This is a genomic window from Pseudomonas sp. C9D1, assembly GCF_056491235.1.
The window spans coordinates 857,660-881,030 of record NZ_JBSZIE010000001.1; the positions used below are offsets into that span (position 1 = coordinate 857,660).

Annotated in this window: 20 protein-coding genes; 10 read left to right on the forward strand and 10 right to left on the reverse strand. The window is 66.2% G+C overall.

The features are described from left to right. The first annotated feature begins 5 nt into the window (after window positions 1-5). The gene (locus ACXI0U_RS04005; RefSeq protein WP_479549796.1) at window positions 6-1,262 is read left to right on the forward strand and encodes an OprD family porin; all 1,257 of its coding nucleotides are present in this window, start codon (window positions 6-8) and stop codon (window positions 1,260-1,262) included. A 669-nt stretch (window positions 1,263-1,931) separates the two neighbouring features. On the opposite strand, the gene metR is transcribed toward ACXI0U_RS04005, so the two are convergent. After that, window positions 1,932-2,849 (reverse strand): transcriptional regulator MetR, encoded by a 918-nt coding sequence (gene metR / locus ACXI0U_RS04010; RefSeq protein WP_021217003.1) that lies wholly within the window; start codon window positions 2,847-2,849, stop codon window positions 1,932-1,934. A gap of 109 nt (window positions 2,850-2,958) precedes the next feature. On the opposite strand from metR, the gene metE reads away from it, so the two are divergent. Next, entirely contained in the window at window positions 2,959-5,247 is a 2,289-nt protein-coding gene (gene metE / locus ACXI0U_RS04015; RefSeq protein WP_479549797.1) for a 5-methyltetrahydropteroyltriglutamate--homocysteine S-methyltransferase, read from the forward strand. 56 nt (window positions 5,248-5,303) lie between these two features. On the opposite strand, the gene glyA is transcribed toward metE, so the two are convergent. Next, window positions 5,304-6,560: a serine hydroxymethyltransferase gene (gene glyA, locus ACXI0U_RS04020; protein WP_184491592.1), complete on the reverse strand. Its 1,257-nt coding sequence runs from the start codon at window positions 6,558-6,560 to the stop codon at window positions 5,304-5,306. A gap of 374 nt (window positions 6,561-6,934) precedes the next feature. Here glyA and ACXI0U_RS04025 point away from each other — a divergent pair, with 374 nt between their 5' ends. Continuing rightward, window positions 6,935-7,927 carry an alpha/beta fold hydrolase gene (locus ACXI0U_RS04025; protein ID WP_043242827.1) on the forward strand — a complete coding sequence of 331 codons (993 nt, stop codon included), beginning with the start codon at window positions 6,935-6,937 and terminating at the stop codon, window positions 7,925-7,927. A gap of 221 nt (window positions 7,928-8,148) precedes the next feature. On the opposite strand, the gene glpD is transcribed toward ACXI0U_RS04025, so the two are convergent. Both glpD and ACXI0U_RS04035 read right to left on the reverse strand, forming a co-directional pair. After that, entirely contained in the window at window positions 8,149-9,675 is a 1,527-nt protein-coding gene (gene glpD / locus ACXI0U_RS04030) for a glycerol-3-phosphate dehydrogenase (protein ID WP_479549798.1), read from the reverse strand. 138 nt (window positions 9,676-9,813) lie between these two features. Continuing rightward, window positions 9,814-10,572, reverse strand: a complete 759-nt coding sequence (locus ACXI0U_RS04035; RefSeq protein WP_021222792.1) for a DeoR/GlpR family DNA-binding transcription regulator — start codon at window positions 10,570-10,572, stop codon at window positions 9,814-9,816. A 106-nt stretch (window positions 10,573-10,678) separates the two neighbouring features. Between ACXI0U_RS04035 and ybaK the strand changes: the two genes are divergently transcribed. The 4 genes from ybaK to ACXI0U_RS04055 all read left to right on the forward strand — a co-directional run bounded on the left by ybaK (window position 10,679) and on the right by ACXI0U_RS04055 (window position 14,641). Beyond that, on the forward strand, window positions 10,679-11,149 hold the full coding sequence (gene ybaK, locus ACXI0U_RS04040; RefSeq protein WP_021222791.1) for a Cys-tRNA(Pro) deacylase: 471 nt from the start codon (window positions 10,679-10,681) through the stop codon (window positions 11,147-11,149). Window positions 11,150-11,178: 29 nt separating this feature from the next. Then, the gene (gene glpK / locus ACXI0U_RS04045; protein WP_021222790.1) at window positions 11,179-12,675 is read left to right on the forward strand and encodes a glycerol kinase GlpK; all 1,497 of its coding nucleotides are present in this window, start codon (window positions 11,179-11,181) and stop codon (window positions 12,673-12,675) included. Window positions 12,676-12,714: 39 nt separating this feature from the next. Next, window positions 12,715-13,506 (forward strand): substrate-binding periplasmic protein, encoded by a 792-nt coding sequence (locus ACXI0U_RS04050; protein WP_184491585.1) that lies wholly within the window; start codon window positions 12,715-12,717, stop codon window positions 13,504-13,506. Between the two features lie 64 nt (window positions 13,507-13,570). Next, window positions 13,571-14,641 carry a GGDEF domain-containing protein gene (locus tag ACXI0U_RS04055; protein WP_081672399.1) on the forward strand — a complete coding sequence of 357 codons (1,071 nt, stop codon included), beginning with the start codon at window positions 13,571-13,573 and terminating at the stop codon, window positions 14,639-14,641. On the opposite strand, the gene ACXI0U_RS04060 is transcribed toward ACXI0U_RS04055, so the two are convergent. Both ACXI0U_RS04060 and argF read right to left on the reverse strand, forming a co-directional pair. After that, complete coding sequence (locus tag ACXI0U_RS04060) at window positions 14,623-15,732, reverse strand: ABC transporter ATP-binding protein (RefSeq protein WP_374980121.1); 1,110 nt, start codon at window positions 15,730-15,732, stop codon at window positions 14,623-14,625. The genes ACXI0U_RS04055 and ACXI0U_RS04060 overlap by 19 nt on opposite strands. Next, a complete protein-coding gene (gene argF, locus ACXI0U_RS04065; RefSeq protein WP_263401218.1) occupies window positions 15,729-16,646 on the reverse strand; it encodes an ornithine carbamoyltransferase in 918 nt (305 codons plus the stop codon). The genes ACXI0U_RS04060 and argF overlap by 4 nt, the downstream gene beginning before the upstream one ends. A 473-nt stretch (window positions 16,647-17,119) precedes the next feature. Between argF and ACXI0U_RS04070 the strand changes: the two genes are divergently transcribed. The 3 genes from ACXI0U_RS04070 (at window position 17,120) to grxD (ending at window position 20,232) form a co-directional block, all read left to right on the forward strand. Further along, the gene (locus tag ACXI0U_RS04070) at window positions 17,120-17,557 is read left to right on the forward strand and encodes a hypothetical protein (RefSeq protein WP_043242824.1); all 438 of its coding nucleotides are present in this window, start codon (window positions 17,120-17,122) and stop codon (window positions 17,555-17,557) included. 137 nt (window positions 17,558-17,694) lie between these two features. After that, window positions 17,695-19,803 carry a molybdopterin oxidoreductase family protein gene (locus tag ACXI0U_RS04075; protein WP_431483750.1) on the forward strand — a complete coding sequence of 703 codons (2,109 nt, stop codon included), beginning with the start codon at window positions 17,695-17,697 and terminating at the stop codon, window positions 19,801-19,803. 96 nt (window positions 19,804-19,899) lie between these two features. Then, window positions 19,900-20,232: a Grx4 family monothiol glutaredoxin gene (grxD, locus tag ACXI0U_RS04080; protein ID WP_031289067.1), complete on the forward strand. Its 333-nt coding sequence runs from the start codon at window positions 19,900-19,902 to the stop codon at window positions 20,230-20,232. Between the two features lie 61 nt (window positions 20,233-20,293). Here the strand turns inward: grxD and bfr are convergent, their stop codons facing one another. The 4 genes from bfr to pyrC form a co-directional block, all read right to left on the reverse strand. Next, window positions 20,294-20,764 (reverse strand): bacterioferritin, encoded by a 471-nt coding sequence (gene bfr / locus ACXI0U_RS04085; protein WP_021222782.1) that lies wholly within the window; start codon window positions 20,762-20,764, stop codon window positions 20,294-20,296. A 199-nt stretch (window positions 20,765-20,963) separates the two neighbouring features. Next, window positions 20,964-21,182: a bacterioferritin-associated ferredoxin gene (locus ACXI0U_RS04090; RefSeq protein WP_021222781.1), complete on the reverse strand. Its 219-nt coding sequence runs from the start codon at window positions 21,180-21,182 to the stop codon at window positions 20,964-20,966. A 272-nt stretch (window positions 21,183-21,454) separates the two neighbouring features. Continuing rightward, window positions 21,455-22,129 carry a ribonuclease T gene (gene rnt / locus ACXI0U_RS04095; protein WP_021222780.1) on the reverse strand — a complete coding sequence of 225 codons (675 nt, stop codon included), beginning with the start codon at window positions 22,127-22,129 and terminating at the stop codon, window positions 21,455-21,457. After that, window positions 22,126-23,172 (reverse strand): dihydroorotase, encoded by a 1,047-nt coding sequence (gene pyrC, locus ACXI0U_RS04100; protein WP_479549799.1) that lies wholly within the window; start codon window positions 23,170-23,172, stop codon window positions 22,126-22,128. Before pyrC ends, rnt begins: the two co-directional genes overlap by 4 nt. Window positions 23,173-23,371 lie beyond the last annotated feature (199 nt).

Genomic DNA, 23,371 nt, shown 5'->3' on the forward strand with positions numbered 1-23,371 from the left:
GCACCATGCATAACAACAAGAAACACTCCCCTGTCTTCATTGCCCTGCTGCTGGGCGGCGCGGCCCCCTGGGCCCTGGCCGCCGAGGGATTCATCGAGGGTTCCAGCGCCACCCTGCAGATGCGCAACTTCTACATGAACCGCGACTTCCGTAACGACACGGGCGATTCGCTGCACGAGGAGTGGGCCCAGGGCTTCCTCCTCGACTACCGCTCCGGCTACACGCCGGGCACCGTTGGCTTCGGTCTCGACGCCATGGGCCGCCTGGGCCTGAAGCTGGATTCCGGCAAGGGCCGCGCCGGCACCGGGCTGTTGGCGGTGCAGGACGATGGCCGCGCCGCCGATGACTACGGCCGTCTCGACGGCACCTTCAAGGCGCGGGTGTCGCGCAGCGAACTGAAGCTCGGCGCGCTGGTGCCGAAGCTGCCCACCCTGCAGCCGAACAACGGCCGCCTGTTCCCGCAGACCTTCCATGGCGGCCTGGTGGAATCCCGCGAGTGGGAGAGGCTGGGCTTCACCCTGGCGCGCCTGGACGAGGTGAGCCAGCGCAACGAGGGCGGGCGCAGCGACCTGGCGCTGTACAACCGCAACAAGCGCTTCACCGCCGGGCCGCGCGCCGGGCACCTGGACCTCGCCGGCGTCGATTGGGAGGCGCGCTCCGGCTGGGTGTTGAGCTATCACCATGCCGAACTGGAGGACCTCTACCGCCAGGACTTCTTCGGCCTTAAGGGCCGCCTGCCCCTGGGCGAGGACCGCCTGGAGCTGGACCTGCGCCTGTTCGACAGCCGCGATGCCGGCACCGGCTGGAGCCGCGAGATCGACAACCGCTCGGTCGGTGGCCTGTTCACCTACCGCCGCCACGACGGCCATGCCCTGGGCCTGGGGTTGCAGCGCATGAGTGGTCGCACCGCCTTCCCCTACGTGCAGGGGGCCGATGCCTACCTGGTGAACTTCGGCCAGTACTACGACTTCGTCGAGCGCGGCGAGCGCTCCTGGCAGTTGCGCTATGACTACGACTTCGCCGCCCTCGGGGTGCCGGGGCTGTCGCTGATGACCCGCTACTTCAAGGCCCGGGACGGCGAGCTGGGCGATGGCCGCTCGGTGGAGGGCTGGGAGCGCGACACGGACATCAAGTACGCGGTGCAGAGCGGCCCGCTCAAGGACCTGGGGCTGACCTGGCGCAACGCCGTCTACCGCACCAGCGTGGGCCGGGGCGTGGATGAGAACCGGGTGATCCTGAGCTACAGCCTGGCGCTGTTCTGAGCGGGGCCCGGGCTTTGGCGTTCGGGGGCGAATGGCCCCCGGGCTGAAGCCCGGGCTACAGGGCTGGCGATGCTGCGCATCGCTTGGCGAATGAATTGGCTCTGTCTGCGTTAGCTGTTGTGGTTTTAAAGCAAGCGCTCAAGCACGGCCCTTTCCGGGCGTCCAAGAGTTCGTACCACCTCCACCGCATGGGTTTCGCTTCGCTCTACACCATCCTACGAAAGCTCGTGCGCACCACGTGGCGATGTGCTGGACGAAGAAAGTTGGAGCAGCCGCCAACGCCCCTCCAGGAGGCCGAACGCAGTCGTTGCGCCGGGGGACGAGCGGCATGGATGCCGCGAGAGGCGCGCCAGGCCATGGATGGCCTATCGCGCCGGCCCCCAGAGCGACGATGGAGTGAGGGAACCCCGGCGAAGCCGGGGCCGGATGATGGGGCAAGCCCTTTTGGTTCCTTTTAAGGCGATTGTTAAAAGGGACTCGCCCGGGGGGGCGAAACCAGAAACATCACCAGAGCTCGGCAATCAGCTGGGCTCAATTCTTCTAGCAACACTTAACGCAGACAGAGCCAATGAATTCGCCCCTACAGGGGCTGTGCCGTCGTAGGGCGGGTGCAACCCGCGGCCCCATCGCGAATGAATTCGTTCTCACGGGTTGGCGCATGCCTGCGGGTCAACGCGCGGCGCTGACGCCTTCAAGGGTGGCGAAGGAGGTGTCTTTGGCGGTGAGCAGGAAGTCGCGCATGAAGGGGGCGTCGAGCATGTCCGAGCGGATGGCGGCGTGGAGCGTGGCGTAGAGGGATTTCTCGCCCAGCTTCTTGGCCGTGACGTAGCCCCGCGAGCTGTACTCGTGCAGCGCCCAGTTGGGCAGGCAGCAGACGCCGCGGCCGCTGGCCACCAGCTGCATCATCATCACCGTGAGTTCCGAGGTGCGCACCTGGGCCGGTTCGACGTCGGCGGGTTCGAGGAAGCGGGTGAAGATGTCCAGGCGGTCGCGTTCCACCGGGTAGGTGATCAGGGTTTCCGTTTCCAGGTCCTCGGGGACCATATAGGGCTTGCCCGCCAGCGGGTGCTGGTTGGCCACCGCCAGCAGCGCTTCGTAGGTGAACAGCGGCACGTAGGTGATGCCGGGCAGGTCGATGGGGTCGGCGGTCACCACCAGGTCGAGGTCGCCACGGGCCAGGGCCGGCAGCGGGGCGAAGGAGAAGCCCGAGGCCAGGTCCAGCTCCACTTCCGGCCAGGCATCGCGGAACTGGTCGATGGTCGGCATCAGCCATTGGAAGCAGCTGTGGCATTCGATGGCCATGTGCAGGCGCCCGGCGGTGCCGCCGGCCAGCCGCGCGATGTCGCGCTCGGCGTTGCGCAGTTGCGGCAGCAGCGAGTCGGCCAGTTGCAGCAGGCGCAGGCCGGCACTGGTGAAGCGCACCGGCTTGGTCTTGCGCACGAACAGCTGCATGCCGAGGCGTTCCTCCAGTTCCTTGAACTGGTGGGAGAGGGCCGATTGGGTGAGGTGCAGGCGTTCCGCCGCCTCCACCAGGCTATCGGCCTCGCGCAGGGCGTGCAGGGTCTTGAGGTGGCGGAACTCGAGCATGGCGATTCTCTATGAGCAGAATTTGTGACGAACGAGAAAATGTTGAGTTTGTCTCATGGAGTCGCGGCTGTCGACAATGGCGCCATCAACCTGAATGGAGCGTCATGCCATGGCCCTGGCCCACAGTCTTGGATTCCCCCGCATCGGTCGCGACCGCGAACTGAAGAAAGCCCTCGAAGCCTTCTGGAAAGGTGAACTCGACGAAGCCGGGCTGCGCGCTGTTGGCCGTGACCTGCGTGCCACCCATTGGCAACTGCAGAAGGACGCCGGCATCGAGCTGCTGCCGGTGGGCGACTTCGCCTGGTACGACCAGGTGCTGACCCATTCGCTGACCTTCGGCGTGGTGCCCGAGCGCTTCCGCCCCCACAGCGGCAAGCCCGGCCTGGACACCCTGTTCGCCATGGCTCGTGGCGTTTCCGGTGGTTGCTGCGGCGGCGCCCATGCCCAGGAGATGACCAAGTGGTTCGATACCAACTACCACTACCTGGTGCCGGAGTTCACCGCTGACCAGCAGTTCCAGCTGAGCTGGGAGCAGCTGTTCGAGGAAGTGGACGAGGCCCATGCCCTGGGCCACCCAGTGAAGCCGGTGCTGATCGGCCCGCTGACCTACCTGTGGCTGGGCAAGGCCAAGGGCGGTGACTTCGACCGCCTCGACCTGCTGGATCGCCTGCTGCCGGTGTACGGGGAGATCTTCCAGCGCCTGGCCGCCCAGGGCGTGGAATGGGTGCAGATCGATGAGCCGATCCTGGTGCTGGACCTGCCCCAGGAGTGGAAGAGCGCCTTCGAGCGGGCTTACAACCTGCTGCAGCGCGAGCCGCTGAAGAAGCTGATCGCCACCTATTTCGGCGGCCTGGAAGACAACCTCGGCCTGGCCGCGAGCCTGCCGCTGGACGGCCTGCACATCGACCTGGTGCGCGCCCCGGAGCAGTACCCGACCATCCTCGACCGCCTGCCGGCCTATAAGGTGCTGTCCCTGGGCCTGGTCAACGGCCGCAACGTCTGGCGCTGCGACCTGGACAAGGCCCTGGATGTGCTCCGGCACGCCCATGAACGCCTGGGCGAGCGCCTGTGGGTGGCGCCGTCCTGCTCGCTGCTGCACAGCCCGGTGGACCTGGGCCGTGAGGACAAACTCGATGGCGAACTCAAGGACTGGCTCGCCTTCGCCGTGCAGAAGTGCGCCGAGGTCGCCATCCTCGGCCGTGCCCTGAACGAGCCGGAAGCTCCCGAGGTGCTGGCCGCCCTGACCCACAGCCGCACCGTGCAGGCCGACCGTGCGCGCTCGCCGCGTATCCACAAACCGGCGGTGCAGGCACGCCTGGCAGCCATCGAGCCGGCCCACAGCCAGCGCCGCTCGCCCTTCGCCGAACGCATCCGCCAGCAGCGCGCGCACCTCGACCTGCCGCTGTTCCCCACCACCACCATCGGCTCCTTCCCGCAGACGGCGTCGATCCGCCTGGCGCGCCAGGCCTTCAGCCAGGGCAAGCTGTCGGCGGCCGCATACACCGAGGCCATGCACAGCGAGATCCGTCATGCGGTGGAGGTGCAGGAGCAGCTCGGGCTGGATGTGCTGGTGCACGGCGAGGCGGAGCGCAACGACATGGTCGAGTACTTCGCCGAGCAGCTGGACGGCTACCTGTTCACCCGTTTCGGCTGGGTGCAGAGCTACGGTTCGCGGTGCGTGAAGCCGGCGGTGATCTTCGGTGACCTGAGCCGCCCGAAGGCCATGACCCTGGACTGGATCCGCTACGCCCAGGGCCTGACCGACAAGGTGATGAAGGGCATGCTCACCGGCCCGGTGACCATGCTGATGTGGTCCTTCCCCCGCGAGGACCTGACCCGCGAGGAGCAGGCCCGGCAGCTGGCGCTGGCCATCCGCGACGAGGTGGTGGACCTGGAGGCGGCGGGCATCCGCATCGTGCAGATCGACGAGGCGGCCTTCCGCGAGGGCCTGCCGCTGCGCCGCAGCCAGTGGCAGGGCTACCTGGACTGGGCCACCGAGGCCTTCCGCCTGTGCGCCTCGGGCGTGGCGGACCAGACCCAGATCCACACCCACATGTGCTACAGCGAATTCAACGATGTGATCGAGTCCATCGCCGCCATGGATGCCGACGTGATCACCATCGAGACCTCGCGCTCGGACATGGAGTTGCTGGAGGCCTTCAAGGCCTTCGCCTACCCCAACGAGATCGGCCCGGGCGTCTACGACATCCACTCGCCCCGTGTGCCGGACAGCGCCGAGATGGCCGGCCTGCTGCGCAAGGCGGCCGAGCGCATCCCCGCCGAGCGCCTGTGGGTCAACCCGGATTGCGGCCTGAAGACCCGCGCCTGGCCGGAGACCGAAGCGGCACTGGTGAACATGGTGGCGGCGGCGCGGCAGCTGCGCGCACAGTTCGCCTGACCAGGGCGTGGTAACGAAAAAGGCGGCCCTCGGGCCGCCTTTTTCATGGGCGTGGATCAGCCGCGGTACACGGGGAAATCGGCGCAGAGGGCCGCGACCTGTTTGGCCACCTGGGCCTCGACATCGGCATCGCCGAGGTGGTCGAGGATGTCGCAGATCCAGCCGGCCAGCTCGATGCTCTGCGGCTCCTTGAAGCCACGGGTGGTGATGGCCGGGGTGCCGATGCGCACGCCCGAGGTGACGAAGGGCGATTGCGGGTCGTTGGGCACGGCGTTCTTGTTCACGGTGATGCCGGCGCGGCCGAGGGCGGCGTCGGCGTCCTTGCCGGTGAGGCCCTGCTTGATCAGCGACAGCAGGAACAGGTGGTTGTCGGTGCCGCCGGAAACCACGTCGAAACCGCGCTCGATGAACACCTGGGCCATGGCCTGGGCGTTCTTGATCACCTGGGCCTGGTAGGTCTTGAAGCCGGGCTCCAGCGCTTCCTTGAAGCACACCGCCTTGCCGGCGATGACGTGCATCAGCGGGCCGCCCTGGGCGCCGGGGAACACGGCGGAGTTGAGCTTCTTCTCGATCTCCTCGTTCCGGCGGGCGAGGATCAAGCCGCCGCGCGGGCCGCGCAGGGTCTTGTGGGTGGTGGTGGTGACCACGTCGGCGTAGGGCAGCGGGCTGGGGTACAGACCGGCAGCGACCAGGCCGGCGACGTGGGCCATGTCGACGAACAGCAGCGCCCCGACCTTGTCGGCGATGGCGCGGAAGCGCGGGAAGTCGAGAGTCTTCGAATAGGCGGAGAAGCCGGCGACGATCATCTTCGGCTTGTGTTCCACGGCCAGGCGCTCGACTTCGTCGTAGTCGATCAGCCCGGTGCGGGTGTCGAGGCCGTACTGCACGGCGTTGTAGAGCTTGCCGGAGGACGACACCTTGGCGCCGTGGGTCAGGTGGCCGCCATGGGCCAGGCTCATGCCGAGGATGGTGTCGCCGGCGTTGAGCAGGGCCAGGTAGACGGCGGAGTTGGCGGAAGAGCCGGAGTGCGGCTGGACGTTGGCGTAGTCGGCGCCGAACAGCTCCTTGGCGCGGTCGATGGCCAGCTGCTCGACCTTGTCGACGTATTCGCAGCCACCGTAGTAGCGCTTGCCCGGGTAGCCCTCGGCGTACTTGTTGGTCAGGCCGCTGCCCTGGGCTTCCATCACCCGCTGGCTGGTGTAGTTCTCGGAGGCGATCAGCTCGATGTGGTCTTCCTGGCGTTGCTCTTCTTCCTGCATCGCACTGAAGAGTTCGTCGTCGTAGCCCTGGATCTGGTCGTGCTTGCTGAACATGGGAAATCCTCGGTCATGGTCCTGGGGTGAGGGATAGCAAGGGCGGTGCCAGGGGTAATAAACACAGGTTTATCAAGGGGTTGGGGATATTCGGGGTGGAGCACGACGAAGCGGCTGTAGGGATTTCGCTACAACAGGGCGAACCCGGCCGCGCCCGCTGCAGTCTGACTCCCGTCAGCCCGGGCCTGCAGCGCCTGTAGCGTTGCCGTTACGCTGTAACGGAAGCGCTACAAGGCTTGTGGAAATGCCGTTGCAGAGACCCGCAACGACCGTTGGGCGCCCTTCATGAAACTGTCACGGTTCTGTGGCAGTGCGCGCGAAAGAGATTCATCAGAATCGCGCTTCACTGGGGTTTTGCGTTCTGGATTTTCATCATGCGTCTTTTCATTTTCCTCGCCGCCTTGCTCTGCGGCCTGCCTGCTTTTGCCTCCGCGCGCTGCGATACGCAGGTGCCGACGGAGACCGTGCACCTGGGCGAAGTGCGGCTGGCCTACCAGAGCATCGGCGATGAAAAGGACCCGGCGCTGCTGCTGATCATGGGGCTGGGTGGCCAGCTCATCCATTGGCCCGACGAGGTGGTGGCGGCCCTTTGCGAGCAGGGTTTCCGGGTGATCCGCTATGACAACCGCGACGTCGGTCTTTCCGCCTGGACCCACCCGGAACCCGCCGCCAACCTGACCTACGAAGCGGTGCGCTACCGCCTGGGCTTCCCCGTGCAGGCGCCCTACAGCCTGCGTGACATGGCCGGTGACACGCTGAGCCTGATGGACGCCCTGCATATCCGCCAGGCCCATGTGCTGGGCGCGAGCATGGGCGGGATGATCGCCCAGCATGTGGCCGATATCGCCCCGGAGCGGGTGCTGAGCCTGACCCTGGTGATGACCAGCTCCGGCGCCCAGGGGCTGCCGGCGCCGAGCCATGCGCTGATCGCCCTGCTGGCCCGCCGTGAGGCGCCGAGCCGCGAGGTGGCACTGGAGCAGCAGGCCGACCTGCTGGCCGCCCTGGGCAGCCCGGATGTGGCGGACGATCGCACCCAGCTGCTGGAGCAAGCCGCGCGGGCCTATGACCGCGCCTTCAACCCCGAGGGCGTGCAGCGGCAGATGCTGGCGATACTCGCCGAGCCGAGCCGCGTGGAGATGCTCAACCGCCTGAGCGTGCCGACCCTGGTGGTGCACGGCACCGCCGACCCGCTGCTGCCGGTGATGCATGGCGTGCACGTGGCGGCGCATATCAAGGGTTCGGAACTGAAGCTGATCCCGGGGCTGGCCCACCGATTCCAGGAGGCCTTCAAGGAGCCCCTGCTGGCGGCAGTGCTGCCGCACCTGCTGGCCCATCGGCAGGTGGATGGGCACGTGGCGCAGCTGTGAGTTGATCGCTCGAGGGCTGTGAGAGGGGGTGGGCTTCAGCCCACCAATAGACGCCCCACGGTCATCCGCCCACTTCGTGCCAGGCTCCCCGGGCTGAAGCCCGGGCTACCTGCGGAATGATCATTTCTTCCCGGGTCCGTTTATCGCGTCGTTGTTGGTGGGCTGAAGCGGAACGCCGCCCGGCCCACCCTACGGCGTGATGGTGTGGCTGGCCTTCAGGGTCAGGCAGCATCGGCCTTGGGGCGGTTGAGCAGGTACTGGGCGAGGCGTTCCTGCTGGCCGGGGGTCATGAACAGGCCGAGCTTGGTGCGGCGCCAGAGGATGTCGTCCAGGCCGGTGGCCCATTCCATGCGGCACAGGTAATCCACTTCACGAGCGTACAGGCCACCGCCGAGGTGATCGCCCAGGTCGGTGAGGTTCTGCACGCCATCCAGCATCTTCCAGGTACGGCTGCCATAGGTGCCGGCCCAGCGCCGTGCCAGGCTGTCGGGCAGCCAGCCGAAGCGGGCGCAGAGGGCGGCGGCCAGTTCGGCCTGGCTGCTCATCTGTTCGCCACCGGGCAGCGGCAGGCTGGCGGTCCAGCTCGGCTTGGCGTTGGGGAAGAACGGCGCCAGCTGGGCCAGCGCCGATTCGGCGAGCTTGCGGTAGGTGGTGAGCTTGCCGCCGAACACCGAGAGCAGCGGCGCTTCGCCCGGGTGGGCTTCCAGCGACAGGGTGTAGTCGCGGGTGACGGCGGAAGGGTCGTCGGACTCGTCATCGCACAGCGGGCGCACGCCGGAATAGGTGCGCAGGATGTCCTTCTCGCTGATCTGCTGCTTGAAGTGGCGGTTGACCACGTCCAGCAGGTAGGCGGTTTCCTCGGCGCTGATCGCCACCTTGGCCGGGTCGCCCTGGTATTCGCGGTCGGTGGTGCCGATCAGGGTGAAGCGTTCCAGGTAGGGGATGGCGAAGACGATGCGGCGGTCCTCGTTCTGCAGGATGTAGGCGTGCTCGCCGTCATGCAGCCTGGGCACGATGATGTGGCTGCCCTGGATCAGGCGGATGCCGTAGGGCGACTTCTGCTTGAGGTCGTCCTTGATGAACTTCGCCACCCAAGGGCCGGCGGCGTTGACCAGGGCGCGGGCGCGGATCGACAGCAGGGTGCCGTCGGCGCGCTCCAGGTGGATGTGCCACAGGCCCTTGCTGCGGCGGGCGCTGACGCAGCGGGTGCGGGTGTGGATGTGCGCGCCGTTCTCGCGGGCTGCCATGGCGTTGAGCACCACCAGGCGGGCGTCGTCGACCCAGCAGTCGGAGTATTCGAAGCCGCGGGCGATATCCGCCTTCAGCGGGCTGCCGGCGCCGAACTTCAGGCCACGGGAGCCCGGCAGCTTCTCGCGCTTACCGAGGTGGTCATAGAGGAACAGGCCTGCGCGGATCATCCAGGCCGGGCGCAGGTGCGGGCGGTGGGGCAGCACGAAGCGCATGGGGCGGACGATGTGCGGGGCCTTGGCCAGCAGCACTTCGCGCTCGGCCAGGGCTTCGCGCACCAGGCGGAACTCGTAGTGCTCGAGGTAGCGCAGGCCGCCGTGGATCAGCTTGCTGCTGGCGGAGGAGGTGTGCTGGGCGAGGTCGTCCTTTTCGCAAAGGAAAACCGACAGCCCGCGCCCGGCCGCATCGGCGGCGATGCCCACGCCATTGATGCCGCCACCGACGACGGCCAGGTCATAGACTTCGGAAATGGGCGATTGGCGGCTCATCGGAGGGTTCATGCAGGCGGCACCGTAAGTCGAAAGTGAACTTTGAATGTTCGTTTCCGAAAAATGCTAGTCGAATACGCATGAAACCGCCAGCCCGCATGCGCGGCTGCGAGCGGGTGGGCGACGAAAGGAGGGGCGCGCTGGCGCGGCTCAGACCAGGTCGAGGTGGACCTTGTGTTCGGCCATCAGGCGGGCCAGGGCGGGGGAGGGCGCGTGGTCGGTGATCACGCGGTCCACCAGGGCGATGGAGCCCAGGCGCACCACGGCGTTGCGGCCGAACTTGCTGGAGTCGGCGGCGAGTAGCACCTGGCGGGCGTTGTCGATGATGGCCTGGGAGACGCGGACTTCCTGGTAGTCGAAGTCCAGCAGGCTGCCGTCATCGTCGATGCCGCTGATGCCGACGATGGCGTAGTCCACCTTGAACTGCTGGATGAAGTCCACCGCCGAGGGGCCGACGATGCCGCCGTCACTGCGCACCGTGCCGCCGGCCACCAGCACCTCGAAATCCGCGCGGTCGGCCAGTTGCGCGGCCACGTGCAGGTTGTTGGTGATGACCTTGAGGCCCTTGTGGCCCATGAGTTCGCGGGCGATGGCTTCGGTGGTGGTGCCGATGTTGATGAACAGCGAGGCATGGTCGGGAATCAGCGCCGCCACGGTTTCGGCGATGCGCTGCTTCTCGTCGCGCATCAGCCCGGCGCGCATGGCGTAGGCGGTGTTCTGGATGCTCGACGACTCGCTGGCAGCACCTCCGTGGGTGCGCCGCAGCAGGCCCTGTTCGGCCAACTGGTTGATGTCGCGGCGGATGGTCTGCGGGGTCACGGCGAAGGCCTGGGCCAGCTCGTCGATGCTGACGTAGCCACGGTCGCGGGCGAGGTCGAGGATTTCCTGCTGGCGAGGAGCCAAGGTCATGGGAACGGCTTCCGGATTTTTGTCGCGCATTATAGCGACGTGCTGCCGAACGGCGACTTTTCAGCTAAGGTACGCCCAATTCGCCCTCCTGTTTTCACAATCGAACATGACCCCTGCCATCGATCTGCTGAAGAAAGCCAAAGCCGAGCACAAGGTGCTCAGCTACACCCACGATCCCAAGGCGCCCTCCTATGGCCTGGAAGCGGCGGAGAAGCTTGGCCTGGACCCGGCGCGGGTGTTCAAGACGCTGCTGGCGGCCACCGAGAAGGGTGAGCTGCTGGTGGCCGTGGTGCCGGTGGCCGGCACCCTCGACCTCAAGGCGCTGGCCCATGCGGCCGGGGCCAAGAAGGTGGACATGGCAGCGGCGGATGCGGCCCAGCGCGCCACTGGCTACCTGGTGGGCGGCATCAGCCCGCTGGGGCAGAAGAAGCGCCTGCGCACCTTCATCGACGAATCGGCCCGGGCGCACCCGAGCATCCACGTCAGCGCCGGGCGGCGCGGCCTGGAAGTGGAACTGAGTGCGGACACCCTGGCCCAGCACACCCAGGCGCAGTTCGCGGCGATCGGCCGCGAGTGACGCCCCCATAACAACAAGGAAGCCTGCATATGGCCCAGTACCTACTTGCCATCGATCAGGGCACGACCAGCAGTCGCGCCATCGTCTTCAGCGCCCAGGGCCTGCCCGTGGCCCGCGCCCAGCAGGAGTTCAAGCAGTACTTCCCCAAGGACGGCTGGGTCGAGCACGACGGTGAGGAAATCTGGCTGACCACCCTCAAGGTCTGCCGCGAGGCCATCCAGAAGAGCGGCATGCCGGCTGCGGACATCGCCGCCATCGGCATCACCAACCAGCGCGAGACCACCCTGGTGTGGGACGCCGCCACCGGCACGCCGATCCACCCGGCCATCGTCTGGCAGGACCGCCGTACCGCCGATTACTGCTCGACCATGAAGGAGGCCGGCCACGAAGACGAAGTCGCCCGTCGCACCGGCCTGCTGATCGACCCCTACTTCTCCGCCACCAAGCTGCGCTGGATCCTCGAGAACGTGCCGGGCGCCCGGGCCCGCGCGGAGCAGGGCGAGCTGCGCTTCGGCACCGTGGACTGCTTCCTGCTCTGGCGCCTGACCGGCGGCAAGGCGCACCGCACCGATGCCACCAACGCTTCGCGGACCATGCTCTTCAACATCCACACCCAGCAGTGGGACGAGGAACTGCTCAAGCTGTTCGAGATCCCCGCCAGCCTGCTGCCGGAGGTGCTCGACAGCGCCGCCGACTTCGGCACCACCGAGGCGCCGCTGCTGGGCGCGGCCATCCCGGTGCTGGGCATGGCCGGTGACCAGCAGGCCGCGCTGATCGGCCAGGCCTGCTTCCAGCCGGGCATGGTCAAGAGCACCTACGGCACCGGCTGCTTCCTGATCCAGAACACCGGCGAGACGCCCGTGACCTCGCGCAACCGCCTGCTCACCACCGTTGGCTATCGCCTGGACGGCAAGGTCACCTACGCGGTGGAAGGCAGCATCTTCGTCGCCGGCGCGGCGGTGCAATGGTTGCGCGACGGCATCAAGCTGATCAGCCATGCCCGCGACACCGAGGCCCTGGCCGAGCAGACCGGCGATGCCTGCGGCGTGTACCTGGTGCCGGCCTTCACCGGCCTGGGTGCCCCCTACTGGGACCCGCGCGCCCGTGGCGCGATCTTTGGCCTGACCCGCGACACCGGGATCAAGGAGATCGTCACCGCCGGCCTGCAATCGGTCTGCTACCAGACCCGCGACCTGCTGGAGGCCATGAGCCAGGACGGCGCTGCCGCACCCAGCGCGCTGCGGGTGGATGGCGGCATGGTGGAGAACAACTGGGTGATGCAGTTCCTCGCCGATATCCTCGGCGTGGCGGTGGAACGCCCCGAGGTGACCGAGACCACGGCCCTGGGCGCGGCCTACCTGGCGGGCCTGAAGGCGGGGCTGTACCGCGACCTCGACGAGATCGCCCGGCACTGGCACCGCCAGCAGCGCTTCACCCCGCACATGGCGACCGCGCATCGGACCAAGCTTTACGATGGATGGCTGGACGCCGTCCAGCGGGTACGCAGCGAGGCCTCCGAGGCGTAAGCTGCACACTGGAGCGGTAAGCAACGCAGGGAGTTTGACGTGGCTGTCAGGGATGCACGTGTTCATCGACCATGGCGCAGGCTGGTTCTCGGCCTGTTCGCCCTTCTCGCCATCGGCCCCGCGCGGGCCGAGACCCTGGTCATTGCCGGGGATATCTGGTGCCCCATCAATTGCGCGCCCGAGTCGGCCAAGCCCGGCATCTTCGTCGAGCTGGCGCGGGATATCTTCGCCGAGGCCGGCATCCAGGTTGAGTACCGCGTGATCAACTGGGCGCGGGCCATCAGCGACGCGCGCACCGGCAAGCTCAACGCGGTGATAGGCGCCGGCATCCAGGATGCCCCGGACTTCCTCTACACCCCCACCGCGCCTGGCATTTCGCGCATGTGCTTCTACGTCGCCCAGGGCGCGCCCTGGCGCTACCAGGGGTTGGGTTCGCTGGCGCAGGTGCGCCTGGGCACCATAAACAGCTACAGCTATGGCCAGGAAATCGACGCCTACGTCCGCATGCATCGCGCCAAGGGCGACCGGGTGCAGGTGGTTTCCGGCGAGCAGGCACTGGAGATGAATGTGGAGAAGGTGCGCTTCGGCCGCCTCGACGCCACGGTGGAGAACAGCTGGGTGATGGAGAACCTGCTGGCCCGTACCCGCCAGCAGGACCGCCTGCAGTCGGCGGGCTGCCGCGCCCCGGACGTGCCCATCTACCTGGCCTTCTCGCCCGCCATCGAGGCCAGCGCCCGCTACAACGCCCTGTTCGAGGCGGGCCTGCAGCGTTACCGCGCCTCGGGCCGGCTGGATGCCCTGATGCGCAGCTATGGCGTGACGACGCCCTGATTGGCGGCGGGATTACGACGCCTGTCTATACTCCCGGCCATTCATCGTTATAGAAGGGGAGCCCATGCAGCCCTCCCGACATCAGCTGCTGCGCCTGCGAAGGGTATCGCTGGCCAGTGGTGCATCGTTGTTGTTCCTGCTGTTGTGCTGGTCGGCGCATGCCGCCGGCTACCTGGGCCTGAGCCTGGGCGGCATGCTCTTGCTCACGGGCCTGGTCGGGCTCAGTTGCCTGGCGTTCCTGGCCCTGGTGCGCAGCAACCTCAACCTGCGCTTCCATGATCCCAGCTTGACGCTGCCGCTGATGAGCTGGGCGATCTGCGTGATCTTCGCCACCGCCTACCATGCCGGCGAGCTGCGCCTGCTGTTTTTGATGACGGTGCTGCTGGTGCTGATGTTCGGCACCTTCCGCCTGCTGTTGCGCGGCTTTTTGCTGGTGATCCTGCTGACGGCCGTGTGCTACGCGTTGCTGATCAGCTCGCTGGTCGCTTCGGGCCGGGAGCTGGACCTGCACAGCGAGGCGATCCAGGCGGTGGAGTTCTTCGTGCTGCTGACCGGCGTCGGCCTGCTCTCCCTGGAGATGAACGGCCTGCGGCGCAGCCTGGTGCAGCGCAACAACGACTTGCGCCTGGCCTTGGAGAGCATCCAGAAGCTGGCCATCACCGACGAACTCACGGGCCTCTACAACCGCCGCTTCACCAAGGAAATCCTCGCCCAGCAGAAAGCCCTGGCCGATCGGGGCGACTACGGCTTCGTGCTCTGCCTGGTGGACCTGGACTACTTCAAGAACGTCAACGATCGCTATGGCCACGGCTGTGGCGACGCGGTGCTGCGCCAGCTGTCGAAGATGCTGCAGGAGTCGGTGCGGGATGTGGACTTCGTGGCGCGGCTGGGGGGCGAGGAGTTCCTGCTGGTGCTTTCGCGCACCAACGAGGCGGGGGCCGAGGTGATGCTGGAACGCTTGCAGGCCAAGGTGCGTGCGGCGCACTGGGACGATTGCCCGGGGTTGAAGCTGACGCTGTCCCTGGGGGTCAGCGCCTACCGGCCCGGCGAATCCTGGGAGGAAAGCCTGCTACGGGTCGATATGGCGCTTTACGAGGCCAAGCACAGCGGCCGCGATCAGCTCGCGGTGCTGTAGCGGCGCACGCCCTCGTCCTGCATCGCGGCCTGGGCGGCGACGCTGCCATGGGCAGGGAACACCACCAGGTGATCGGCGGCCACGCGGATGCCCACGTGCTGGCCGGGCTGGTGGTCGGCGTGGCTGGGGAAAATGGCTTCCAGCTGGGTGCCGGTGGGCAGTTGCAGGCGGTACAGGGTGGCGGCACCGAGGAAGGTCTTGCCGGTCACCAGGGCCTTGAGCTCACCCTCGGGCGCCGGGACGATGTCGTCGGGGCGCAGCAGCACGTCCACCGCGCTGCCTTCCGGCCAGGCGTAGGCGCGGTTGCCACGGATCAGGCCGAGTTCGGTCTGCACCGTGTCCGGGCACACCTGCTGGCCACGGATGAAGTAGCCCTGGCCGACGAAGCTGGCGACGAAAGGGGTCGCCGGCTCGTGGTAGAGGTTGTAGGGGGTGTCCCACTGCTCCAGGTTGCCGTTGTTGAACACGCCGACCTGGTCGCTCACTGCAAAGGCTTCTTCCTGGTCATGGGTAACCAGCACGGCGCTGGTGCCACGGGCCTTGAGGATGTCGCGCACCTCGAGGCTGAGGCGACGGCGCAGCTCGCCATCGAGGTTGGAGAAGGGTTCGTCGAGCAGCAGCAGCGCCGGCTCGGGGGCCAAGGCGCGGGCCAGGGAGACGCGTTGCTGCTGGCCGCCGGAGAGTTCGTTGGGGTAGCGCTTGGCCAACTGGCCGAGCTTGACCAGCTCCAGCAGCTCACCGGTGATGCGCGCTCGCTCGGGGTGCTTGCGGATGCCGAAGGCGACGTTCTCTTCCACGGTGAGGTGGGGGAACAGCGCGTAGTCCTGGAACACCATGCCGATGCGGCGTTTTTCCGGGGCCAGGGTGAAGCCGGCCCTGGAGATGACCTCACCGGCCAGCTCGATCTCGCCTTCGAACACCGGCTCGAAACCGGCGATGGCGCGCAGGGTGGTGGTCTTGCCGCAGCCCGATGGCCCCAGCAGGCAACCGATGTCGCCGGCGTTGAGGTGCAGGTTGAGGTTCTGTACGACGCGCTGGTCCTGGTAGCCGCAGCTCAGGTTGCGCAGGTTTAGAAGCAGTTCGTGGCTCATGCTCGGGACGCGTGTTCGACGAGGAATTCCAGCAGCGCCTTTTGCGCATGCAGGCGGTTTTCTGCCTGGTCCCAGGCCACGGAACGCGGGTCGTCGAGCAGGTCCATGCTGATTTCCTCGCCCCGGTGCGCCGGCAGGCAGTGCATGAAGATAACCGCTTCATCGGCCAGCGCAAGCAGCGCCTGGTTCACCTGGTAGGGCTTGAACAGCGCCAGGCGCCGCGCAGTCTCTTCTTCCTGGCCCATGGAAGTCCACACGTCGGTGCTCACCAGGTGGGCGCCGCGAACCGCTTCCCGCGGGTCACGCAGTACCTGCACGCGGTCGCCGGCCTGGGCGAGGAACGCCGGGTTGGGCTCGAAGCCTTCCGGGCAGGCGACGTTGAGGCGGAAGTCGAACTGGATCGCCGCTTCTATATAGGTGTTGCACATGTTGTTGCCGTCACCGATCCAGGCCACGGTCTTGCCCTGGATGGCGCCGCGGTGTTCCTGGAAGGTCTGCATGTCGGCCAGCAGCTGGCAGGGGTGCAGGTCGTCGGAGAGGCCGTTGATCACCGGCACGCGGGAGTTCTCGGCGAACTCCACCAGCTTGCTGTGGGCGAAGGTACGGATCATCACCGCATCGAGCATGCGCGACATGACGATGGCGCAATCGCTGATCGGCTCGCCACGGCCCAGCTGGGTGTCGCGGGGCGAGAGGAAGATCGCCTGGCCACCGAGCTGGATCATCCCGGCCTCGAAGGAGAGGCGGGTACGGGTGGAGGCCTTCTCGAAGATCATGCCCAGCACACGGCTCTTCAGGGGCTCGTAGGGGACGCCTCGGTGGCGCAGGTCCTTCAGCTCGATGGCTCGACGGATCAGGCTGCTCAGCTCCTGGGGGGTGCAATCCATCAGGGAGAGAAAATGCCTTGCGCTCATTGCTGACTACCTTTTTTGCCTCTGGCCGCGGGTCCTGGTCGGTTTTTTCAGGGAAAAGCAGGCGGGACCGGCGGGCTAAGCCGCACGGGGCGACGGAATGGGGGGAGGCGCGATCTTATAAGGAATTGTCGCACTCTGCCAACCTGTGCCTCGAGGGGGCCGTGCCTGAGAGGTGCCGGCGTCTCTGTCGGCGGCTGGGCGAGGGGGTGGCGGGAATCACCCTGGCCGATAGGCAAGGCGTGCGGTCTGGGATCGCGGCCGAAGGGGATGGCACGAACGCCTGGCCGAATGCGAGGAAATTCGGCGAAAAGGTGGGGTTTGGGAAATTTCCAAGGGACAAATCAGCCTGCATGAACTTATGCGGCTCAGGGCGCGTTGCTAGCGTGTGCCACCTCGAAATCACTCGGTTTCGGGGGCAGGGTCCGCTTACGGATGTTGGGCCCGGCCAGCATGTTCTGATCATGGAGATATCAATGAAGAAGTTCCTCGCACCTGCCGCCCTGGTCGTCGCTATTGGTGGTATGACCGGTTGCAGCACCTACAACGTCAGCCAGCCGAGCGCTCCGCTCAACGGCAACGTCAAGACCGGCCTGAAGGCCGACGTGGCGGTAGGTGAGCCGATCAGCGGGCAGTCCGAAGTGAACATCCTGTTCCACTTCCTGCAGTTCGGCGGCGATTCCCAGTTCGCCGATGGCGTGGTCTATGGCGGTGATGCCGGTGGCAGCCTGCCTTTCGGGCCCGATCCCATCTCGGCGGTGAAATCCGCTGCCGCGTTCAAGGCCGTCAAGTCCTCGGGTGCCGACCTGATCGTGGCGCCGCGCTACGAGCTCACCATCCAGGACTATTTCGTCTTCAAGAAAGTGAGCGCCAAGGTGACCGGCAACAAGGGCACCATCCAGTCCATCCGCTGACCCGCGAAGCGAATCGGCAGGCCTGATGCCTGCCGATTCATATCGTTGAATCTACTGGCCGACCGATCGATCTGCTTCCATAGTTCTGCTCTTGCGACCCGACCGGTCGTCTCGACACAAGAACATGAGGCAAGGCCATGACCAAGTCCGTTCACCACCGTGCATGCCATCTCTGCGAAGCCATCTGCGGGCTGACCATCGAAACCGAGGACCGGGACGACGGCTCCCGCCACATCCTCTCCATCAAGGGCGATGCCCAGGACAGCTTCAGCCGTGGCCATATCTGCCCCAAGGCGGTGGCCCTGCAGGACATCCAGAACGACCCCGATCGCCTGCGCCAGCCCATGCGCCGTGCCGGCAGCGAGTGGCAGCCCATCGGCTGGGATGAAGCCTTCGCCATGGTGGCCGAGCGCCTGGCCGAGATCCAGGCCCGCCACGGCAACAACGCGGTGGCGGTGTACCAGGGCAACCCCAGCGTGCACAACTACGGGCTGATGACCCACAGCAACTACTTCCTTGGCCTGCTGAAGACCCGCAGCCGCTTCTCCGCGACTTCGGTGGACCAGTTGCCCCACCACTTGGTGAGCCAGCAGATGTACGGCCATGGCCTGCTGATTCCTATCCCGGACATCGACCACACCGGCTTCATGCTGATCCTCGGCGGCAACCCGTTGGCGTCCAATGGCAGCATCATGACCGTGCCCGATGTGGAGAAACGCCTGAAGGCCCTCAAGGCCCGGGGCGGCCGCCTGGTGGTGGTGGACCCGCGCCGCAGCGAGACGGCGGCCATCGCCGACCAGCACCTGTTCGTGCGCCCCGGCCAGGATGCGGCGCTGCTGCTGGCGCTGCTCAACACCCTGTTCGAGGAAAACCTGGGCCGCGGCACCCACCTGGCCGTGGACGGGCTGGATGAAGTGCGCCGCGCCATCAGCGGCTTCACCGCCGAGAGCATGGGCCCCCGTTGCGGCATCGACGCCGCGGCCATCCGCCAGCTGGCGCGGGACTTCGCTGCCGCCGAGAGCGCCGTCTGCTACGGGCGCATGGGGGTTTCCACCCAGGCCTTCGGCAGCCTCTGCCAGTGGCTGATCCAGTTGATCAACCTGGTCACCGGCAACGTCGACAGCGTCGGCGGCGTGCTCTGCACCGAGCCGGCGGTGGACCTGGTGGCGACCACTGGTGGCGGGCATTTCAACCGCTGGCAGAGCCGCGTTTCCGGGTTGCCGGAATACGGCGGCGAGCTGCCCGTCTCGGCCCTGGCCGAAGAGATGCTGACCCCGGGCGATGGGCAGATCCGTGCGCTGGTGACGGTGGCCGGCAACCCGGTGCTGTCCACCCCCAACGGGCGGCGCCTGGAGCAGGCCCTGGACGGCCTGGACTTCATGCTCAGCATCGACCTCTACATCAACGAGACGACGCGCTACGCCGACCTGATCCTGCCGCCCACCGCGCCGCTGGAGCACGATCACTACGACACCACCTTCAACGTCTTCGCGGTGCGCAACGTCACCCGCTTCAACGAGCCGGTGCTGGCCAAGCCCCAGGGTGCCCTGCACGACTGGGAGATCTTCGTCGGCCTGGCCCAGGCCTTCGCCGCGCGCACCGGCGTCGAGCTGAAGCCGACCCTGGAGCCGAAGCAGATGATCGACATGGGCCTGCGTTTCGGCCCTTATGGCGATCGTTCCGAGCACAAGCTCTCGGTGCAGCGCCTGGGCGATTTCCCCCATGGGCTGGACCTGGGGCCGCTCAAACCCAACCTGGCGGGGCGCCTGAAAACGGCTGACAAGCGCGTGGTCGGCGCACCGTCGATCTTCCTCGACGACCTGGGCCGTTTCGCCGCCCAGCAACTGCCGGCGGAAGGCGAGCTGGTGCTCATCGGCCGCCGCCACGTGCGCAGCAACAACTCCTGGATGCACAACTACCACCGCCTGGTGAAGGGCAAGCCACGTCATCAGTTGCTGATGAATCCGGGCGACCTGGAGCGTCGCGGGCTGGTGGATGGGCAGCGGGTGCGGGTGCGTTCGCGGGTGGGGATGATCGAGGTGGAGGTGGCGGCCAGCGAGGAGATGATGCCCGGCGTCGTCAGCCTGCCCCATGGCTGGGGTCATGCACGGCCCGGGGTGATGATGGGCATCGCCAGCGAGCAGCCTGGGGCCAGCGCCAACGACCTGACCGACGAACGGCAGCTGGATGCGGTCTCCGGCAATGCCGCGCTGAATGGGGTGCCGGTGGAGGTGGTGGCCGCCTGAAAGTCGTAGGGGCAAGCCCGAGCGTTGTGCTTGGACTTCCGTTACAATGCCGCCATCCTGCCGACCGACGAGTCGGAACGTTCAGCCGAGGTAGCCATGGATATCATCGAAACCATCAAAGAGCAGATCGCCAACAACACCGTACTGCTGTACATGAAGGGCTCGCCGAATGCCCCGCAGTGCGGCTTCTCCGCGCGTGCCGCGCAGGTGGTCATGGGCTGTGGCGAGAAGTTCGCCTATGTCGACATCCTGCAGAACCCGGAAATCCGCGCCAACCTGCCCACCTACGCCAACTGGCCGACCTTCCCCCAACTCTGGGTGGGCGGTGAGCTGGTCGGTGGTAGCGACATCCTTGCCGAGATGTTCGACAAGGGCGAGCTGCAGCAACTGATCAAGGATGCAGTGAGCAAGTCCGGCGCCAGCGCCTGATACCGCTCCCGCTCCAAAAGAAAAGCCCCGCAGATGCGGGGCTTTTTCATGTCCGGACGTTTTACTCGTCCATCTGCGACTGCAGGTAGTTCTCCAGGCCGACCTTGTCGATCAGGCCCAGCTGGGTTTCCAGCCAGTCGATGTGCTCTTCCTCGGATTCGAGGATGTCTTCGAGCAGTTCGCGGGTGCCGTAGTCACCGACGCTTTCGCAGTAGGCGATGGCGGCTTTCAGGTCCGGTACGGCGGTCAGTTCCAGCTTCAGGTCGCTGGCGAGCATTTCCTTGGTGTTCTCGCCGATCATCAGCTTGCCCAGGTCCTGCAGGTTGGGGATGCCTTCCAGGAAGAGGATGCGCTTGATGAGCTTGTCGGCGTGTTTCATCTCGTCGATGGACTCGTGGTACTCGTGCTTGCCGAGCTTCTCCAGGCCCCAGTCCTCGTACATGCGGGCATGCAGGAAGTACTGGTTGATGGCCACAAGTTCGTTGCCGAGGATCTTGTTGAGATGCTGGATGACTTTCTTGTCGCCTTTCATGTGGAGTCCTGCCGTGCAAAGGGGTGGAAGTGATCGAATTTTATCCAGTCGCCCGGCAAAGTCAACGTAAGTTATTGATTAGTAAGAGAATTTGAATGTGAATAAGAACGTTTAGATTCCGCGTCTTGGCGCTAACTGCTTGAATTATTGGCATAAAAAAACCGGACGCTAGGTCCGGTTCTTCAAAAACCAATTTGTATCAGGCAGGCACGAAGGTCGCGGGATAGGCGAGGGCGGCCTGGCTGCTCTGTACTTCGGTGAGGGTTTCACGCACCACCTGCTTGGCGAGGCAGGCGCATTTGCCGCATTGGGTGCCTACGCCGAGGGTCTCGCGGACCTCGCGGTAGCTGCAGCAGCCTTCATAGATCGCATCACGAATGTGGCCGTCAGTGACACCTTGGCAGAGACAGACGTACATGGGTGGGCTCAACGCTCGGTAGTGGGCTTGATGGAAAGCGATACTAATCATAATGAGAATGATTGTCAAAGTCCGTCCGTCAGGCTGCATTCCAGAGCGGTCCTGGCCTTAAACCAGGGCGAGGAGCCAGGTCCGGTGGTGCGATTCCGGGCTCCGCGACGTTGGGCCTCGCTGCACTCGTCGCCAACCTACGGGGCACCCTACAACCCAGGCAAAAGAAAGCCCGGCATCGGCCGGGCTTTCTTATAGAGGGTCTGTGGACAACGGCGACCTCAGTCGTCGTCTTCCATCCAGCCGCCCATTTCCTTCCAGCGGTTGACGATGCCGCAGAACAGCTCGGCGGTCTTCTCGGTGTCGTAGCGCGCGGAGTGGGCTTCGCGGCCGTCGAACTCGATGCCGGCCACCTGGCAGGCCTTGGCCAGGACGGTCTGCCCGTAGGCGAGGCCGGCGAGGGTGGCGGTGTCGAAGCTGGAGAAGGGGTGGAAGGGGTTACGCTTGAGCCCGGTGCGGTTCACGGCGGCATTGAGGAAGCCCAGGTCGAAGCTGCTGTTGTGCCCCACGAGGATGGCGCGCTTGCAGCCGCTGGCCTTGATCGACTTGCGCAGGCCCCGGAAGATTTCATTCAGCGCGTGCTCTTCGCTCACCGCCATGCGCAGCGGGTGGTCGAGCTTGATGCCGGTGAACTCCAGCGCCGCCTGTTCGATGTTGGCGCCTTCGAACGGCTCGATGCGGAAGAAGTGGGTGTGGTCCGGGTAGAGGAAGCCCTGTTCGTCCATGGCGATGGTGGTCGCCGCGATCTCCAGCAGGGCGTCGGTGGCGGCATTGAAACCGCCGGTCTCCACGTCCACCACCACGGGCAGGTAGCCGCGGAAGCGGGCGGCCATGGGGTGGCGAGGGCCTTGGGGCAGGCTGCCGTCGAGCTCGTCGTCGTACAGGTCTTCGCTCACGCGTTTTTCTCCAGCAGGCGCCAGCGCAGCTTCTCGCCAGCGCGCAGCGGGATTACGGTCTGCTCGCCCAGCGGCAGGCTTGCGGGGGCGGTCCATTCTTCACGGACCAGGGTGATGCTGTCGGTATTGCGCGGCAGGCCGTAGAAGTCCGGGCCGTTCTTGCTGGCGAAGGCTTCCAGCTTGTCCAGCGCGTTGCGCTGTTCGAAGGCTTCGGCATAGAGCTCGATGGCGGCGTAGGCGGTGTAGCAGCCGGCGCAACCGCAGGCGGCTTCCTTGGCGTGCTTGGCGTGGGGCGCCGAGTCGGTGCCGAGGAAGAAGCGCGTGCTGTCGCTGGTGGCCGCATCCAGCAGGGCTTCCTGGTGGGTGTTGCGCTTGAGGATCGGCAGGCAATAGAAGTGCGGGCGGATGCCGCCGACCAGCATGTGGTTGCGGTTGTACAGCAGGTGGTGGGCGGTGATGGTCGCGCCGACGTTGGCCGAGGCGGCCTCCACGAACTGCACGGCGTCGCGGGTGGTGATGTGTTCGAAGACCACCTTCAGGGTCGGGAAACGCTCGACCACGCGGCGCAGGTGCTCGTCGATGAAGATCTTCTCGCGGTCGAACACGTCAACATCGCCACGGGTCACTTCACCGTGGACCAGCAGCAGCATGCCGACTTCGGCCATGGCTTCCAGGGCCGGGAAGATGGTGTCGATGCGGGTGACGCCCGAGTCCGAGTTGGTGGTCGCGCCGGCCGGGTACAGCTTGGCGGCATGGACGAAGCCGGAAGCCTTGGCCGCGCGGATGTCCTCGGGGCGGGTGCGGTCGGTGAGGTAAAGCACCATCAGCGGCTCGAAGCGGCTGCCGGCAGGGCGTGCGGCGAGGATGCGCTGGCGATAGGCGTCGGCCTCTTCGGCGTTGCGCACCGGGGGCACCAGGTTGGGCATGATGATGGCGCGGCCAAAGGTGCGCGCGGCATCGGCGACTGTGTGGGACAGCACGGCACCATCGCGCAGATGGATGTGCCAGTCGTCGGGGCGCAGCAAGGTCAAACGGTCGGACATGGGGGGCTTCCAGGCGGGCAAAACTCGTCGTGCATGCTACCGGAAAAGCTTTTTCGGGGCACGCGGGGCTTGTGTTTCAAGGCGTCGGCGGTTTTTTCACGGTGTGACAGAGAAGGCCTTGCGGCGGCGCTGCGGGCAACGAACGGATACGGCGAATCCACTCAAGTTTTGCAGGCCGCCACCGATAGCCCTGGGGAGT

What these genes read in the sequence shown, in the direction of transcription:
- ACXI0U_RS04005 (WP_479549796.1), top strand. Translation starts at nt 6, where the DNA reads ATGCATAACAACAAGAAACACTCCCCTGTCTTCATTGCCCTGCTGCTG.
- metR (WP_021217003.1), bottom strand. Translation starts at nt 2,849, where the DNA reads ATGCTCGAGTTCCGCCACCTCAAGACCCTGCACGCCCTGCGCGAGGCC.
- metE (WP_479549797.1), top strand. Translation starts at nt 2,959, where the DNA reads ATGGCCCTGGCCCACAGTCTTGGATTCCCCCGCATCGGTCGCGACCGC.
- glyA (WP_184491592.1), bottom strand. Translation starts at nt 6,560, where the DNA reads ATGTTCAGCAAGCACGACCAGATCCAGGGCTACGACGACGAACTCTTC.
- ACXI0U_RS04025 (WP_043242827.1), top strand. Translation starts at nt 6,935, where the DNA reads ATGCGTCTTTTCATTTTCCTCGCCGCCTTGCTCTGCGGCCTGCCTGCT.
- glpD (WP_479549798.1), bottom strand. Translation starts at nt 9,675, where the DNA reads ATGAACCCTCCGATGAGCCGCCAATCGCCCATTTCCGAAGTCTATGAC.
- ACXI0U_RS04035 (WP_021222792.1), bottom strand. Translation starts at nt 10,572, where the DNA reads ATGACCTTGGCTCCTCGCCAGCAGGAAATCCTCGACCTCGCCCGCGAC.
- ybaK (WP_021222791.1), top strand. Translation starts at nt 10,679, where the DNA reads ATGACCCCTGCCATCGATCTGCTGAAGAAAGCCAAAGCCGAGCACAAG.
- glpK (WP_021222790.1), top strand. Translation starts at nt 11,179, where the DNA reads ATGGCCCAGTACCTACTTGCCATCGATCAGGGCACGACCAGCAGTCGC.
- ACXI0U_RS04055 (WP_081672399.1), top strand. Translation starts at nt 13,571, where the DNA reads ATGCAGCCCTCCCGACATCAGCTGCTGCGCCTGCGAAGGGTATCGCTG.
- ACXI0U_RS04060 (WP_374980121.1), bottom strand. Translation starts at nt 15,732, where the DNA reads ATGAGCCACGAACTGCTTCTAAACCTGCGCAACCTGAGCTGCGGCTAC.
- argF (WP_263401218.1), bottom strand. Translation starts at nt 16,646, where the DNA reads ATGAGCGCAAGGCATTTTCTCTCCCTGATGGATTGCACCCCCCAGGAG.
- ACXI0U_RS04070 (WP_043242824.1), top strand. Translation starts at nt 17,120, where the DNA reads ATGAAGAAGTTCCTCGCACCTGCCGCCCTGGTCGTCGCTATTGGTGGT.
- ACXI0U_RS04075 (WP_431483750.1), top strand. Translation starts at nt 17,695, where the DNA reads ATGACCAAGTCCGTTCACCACCGTGCATGCCATCTCTGCGAAGCCATC.
- grxD (WP_031289067.1), top strand. Translation starts at nt 19,900, where the DNA reads ATGGATATCATCGAAACCATCAAAGAGCAGATCGCCAACAACACCGTA.
- bfr (WP_021222782.1), bottom strand. Translation starts at nt 20,764, where the DNA reads ATGAAAGGCGACAAGAAAGTCATCCAGCATCTCAACAAGATCCTCGGC.
- ACXI0U_RS04090 (WP_021222781.1), bottom strand. Translation starts at nt 21,182, where the DNA reads ATGTACGTCTGTCTCTGCCAAGGTGTCACTGACGGCCACATTCGTGAT.
- pyrC (WP_479549799.1), bottom strand. Translation starts at nt 23,172, where the DNA reads ATGTCCGACCGTTTGACCTTGCTGCGCCCCGACGACTGGCACATCCAT.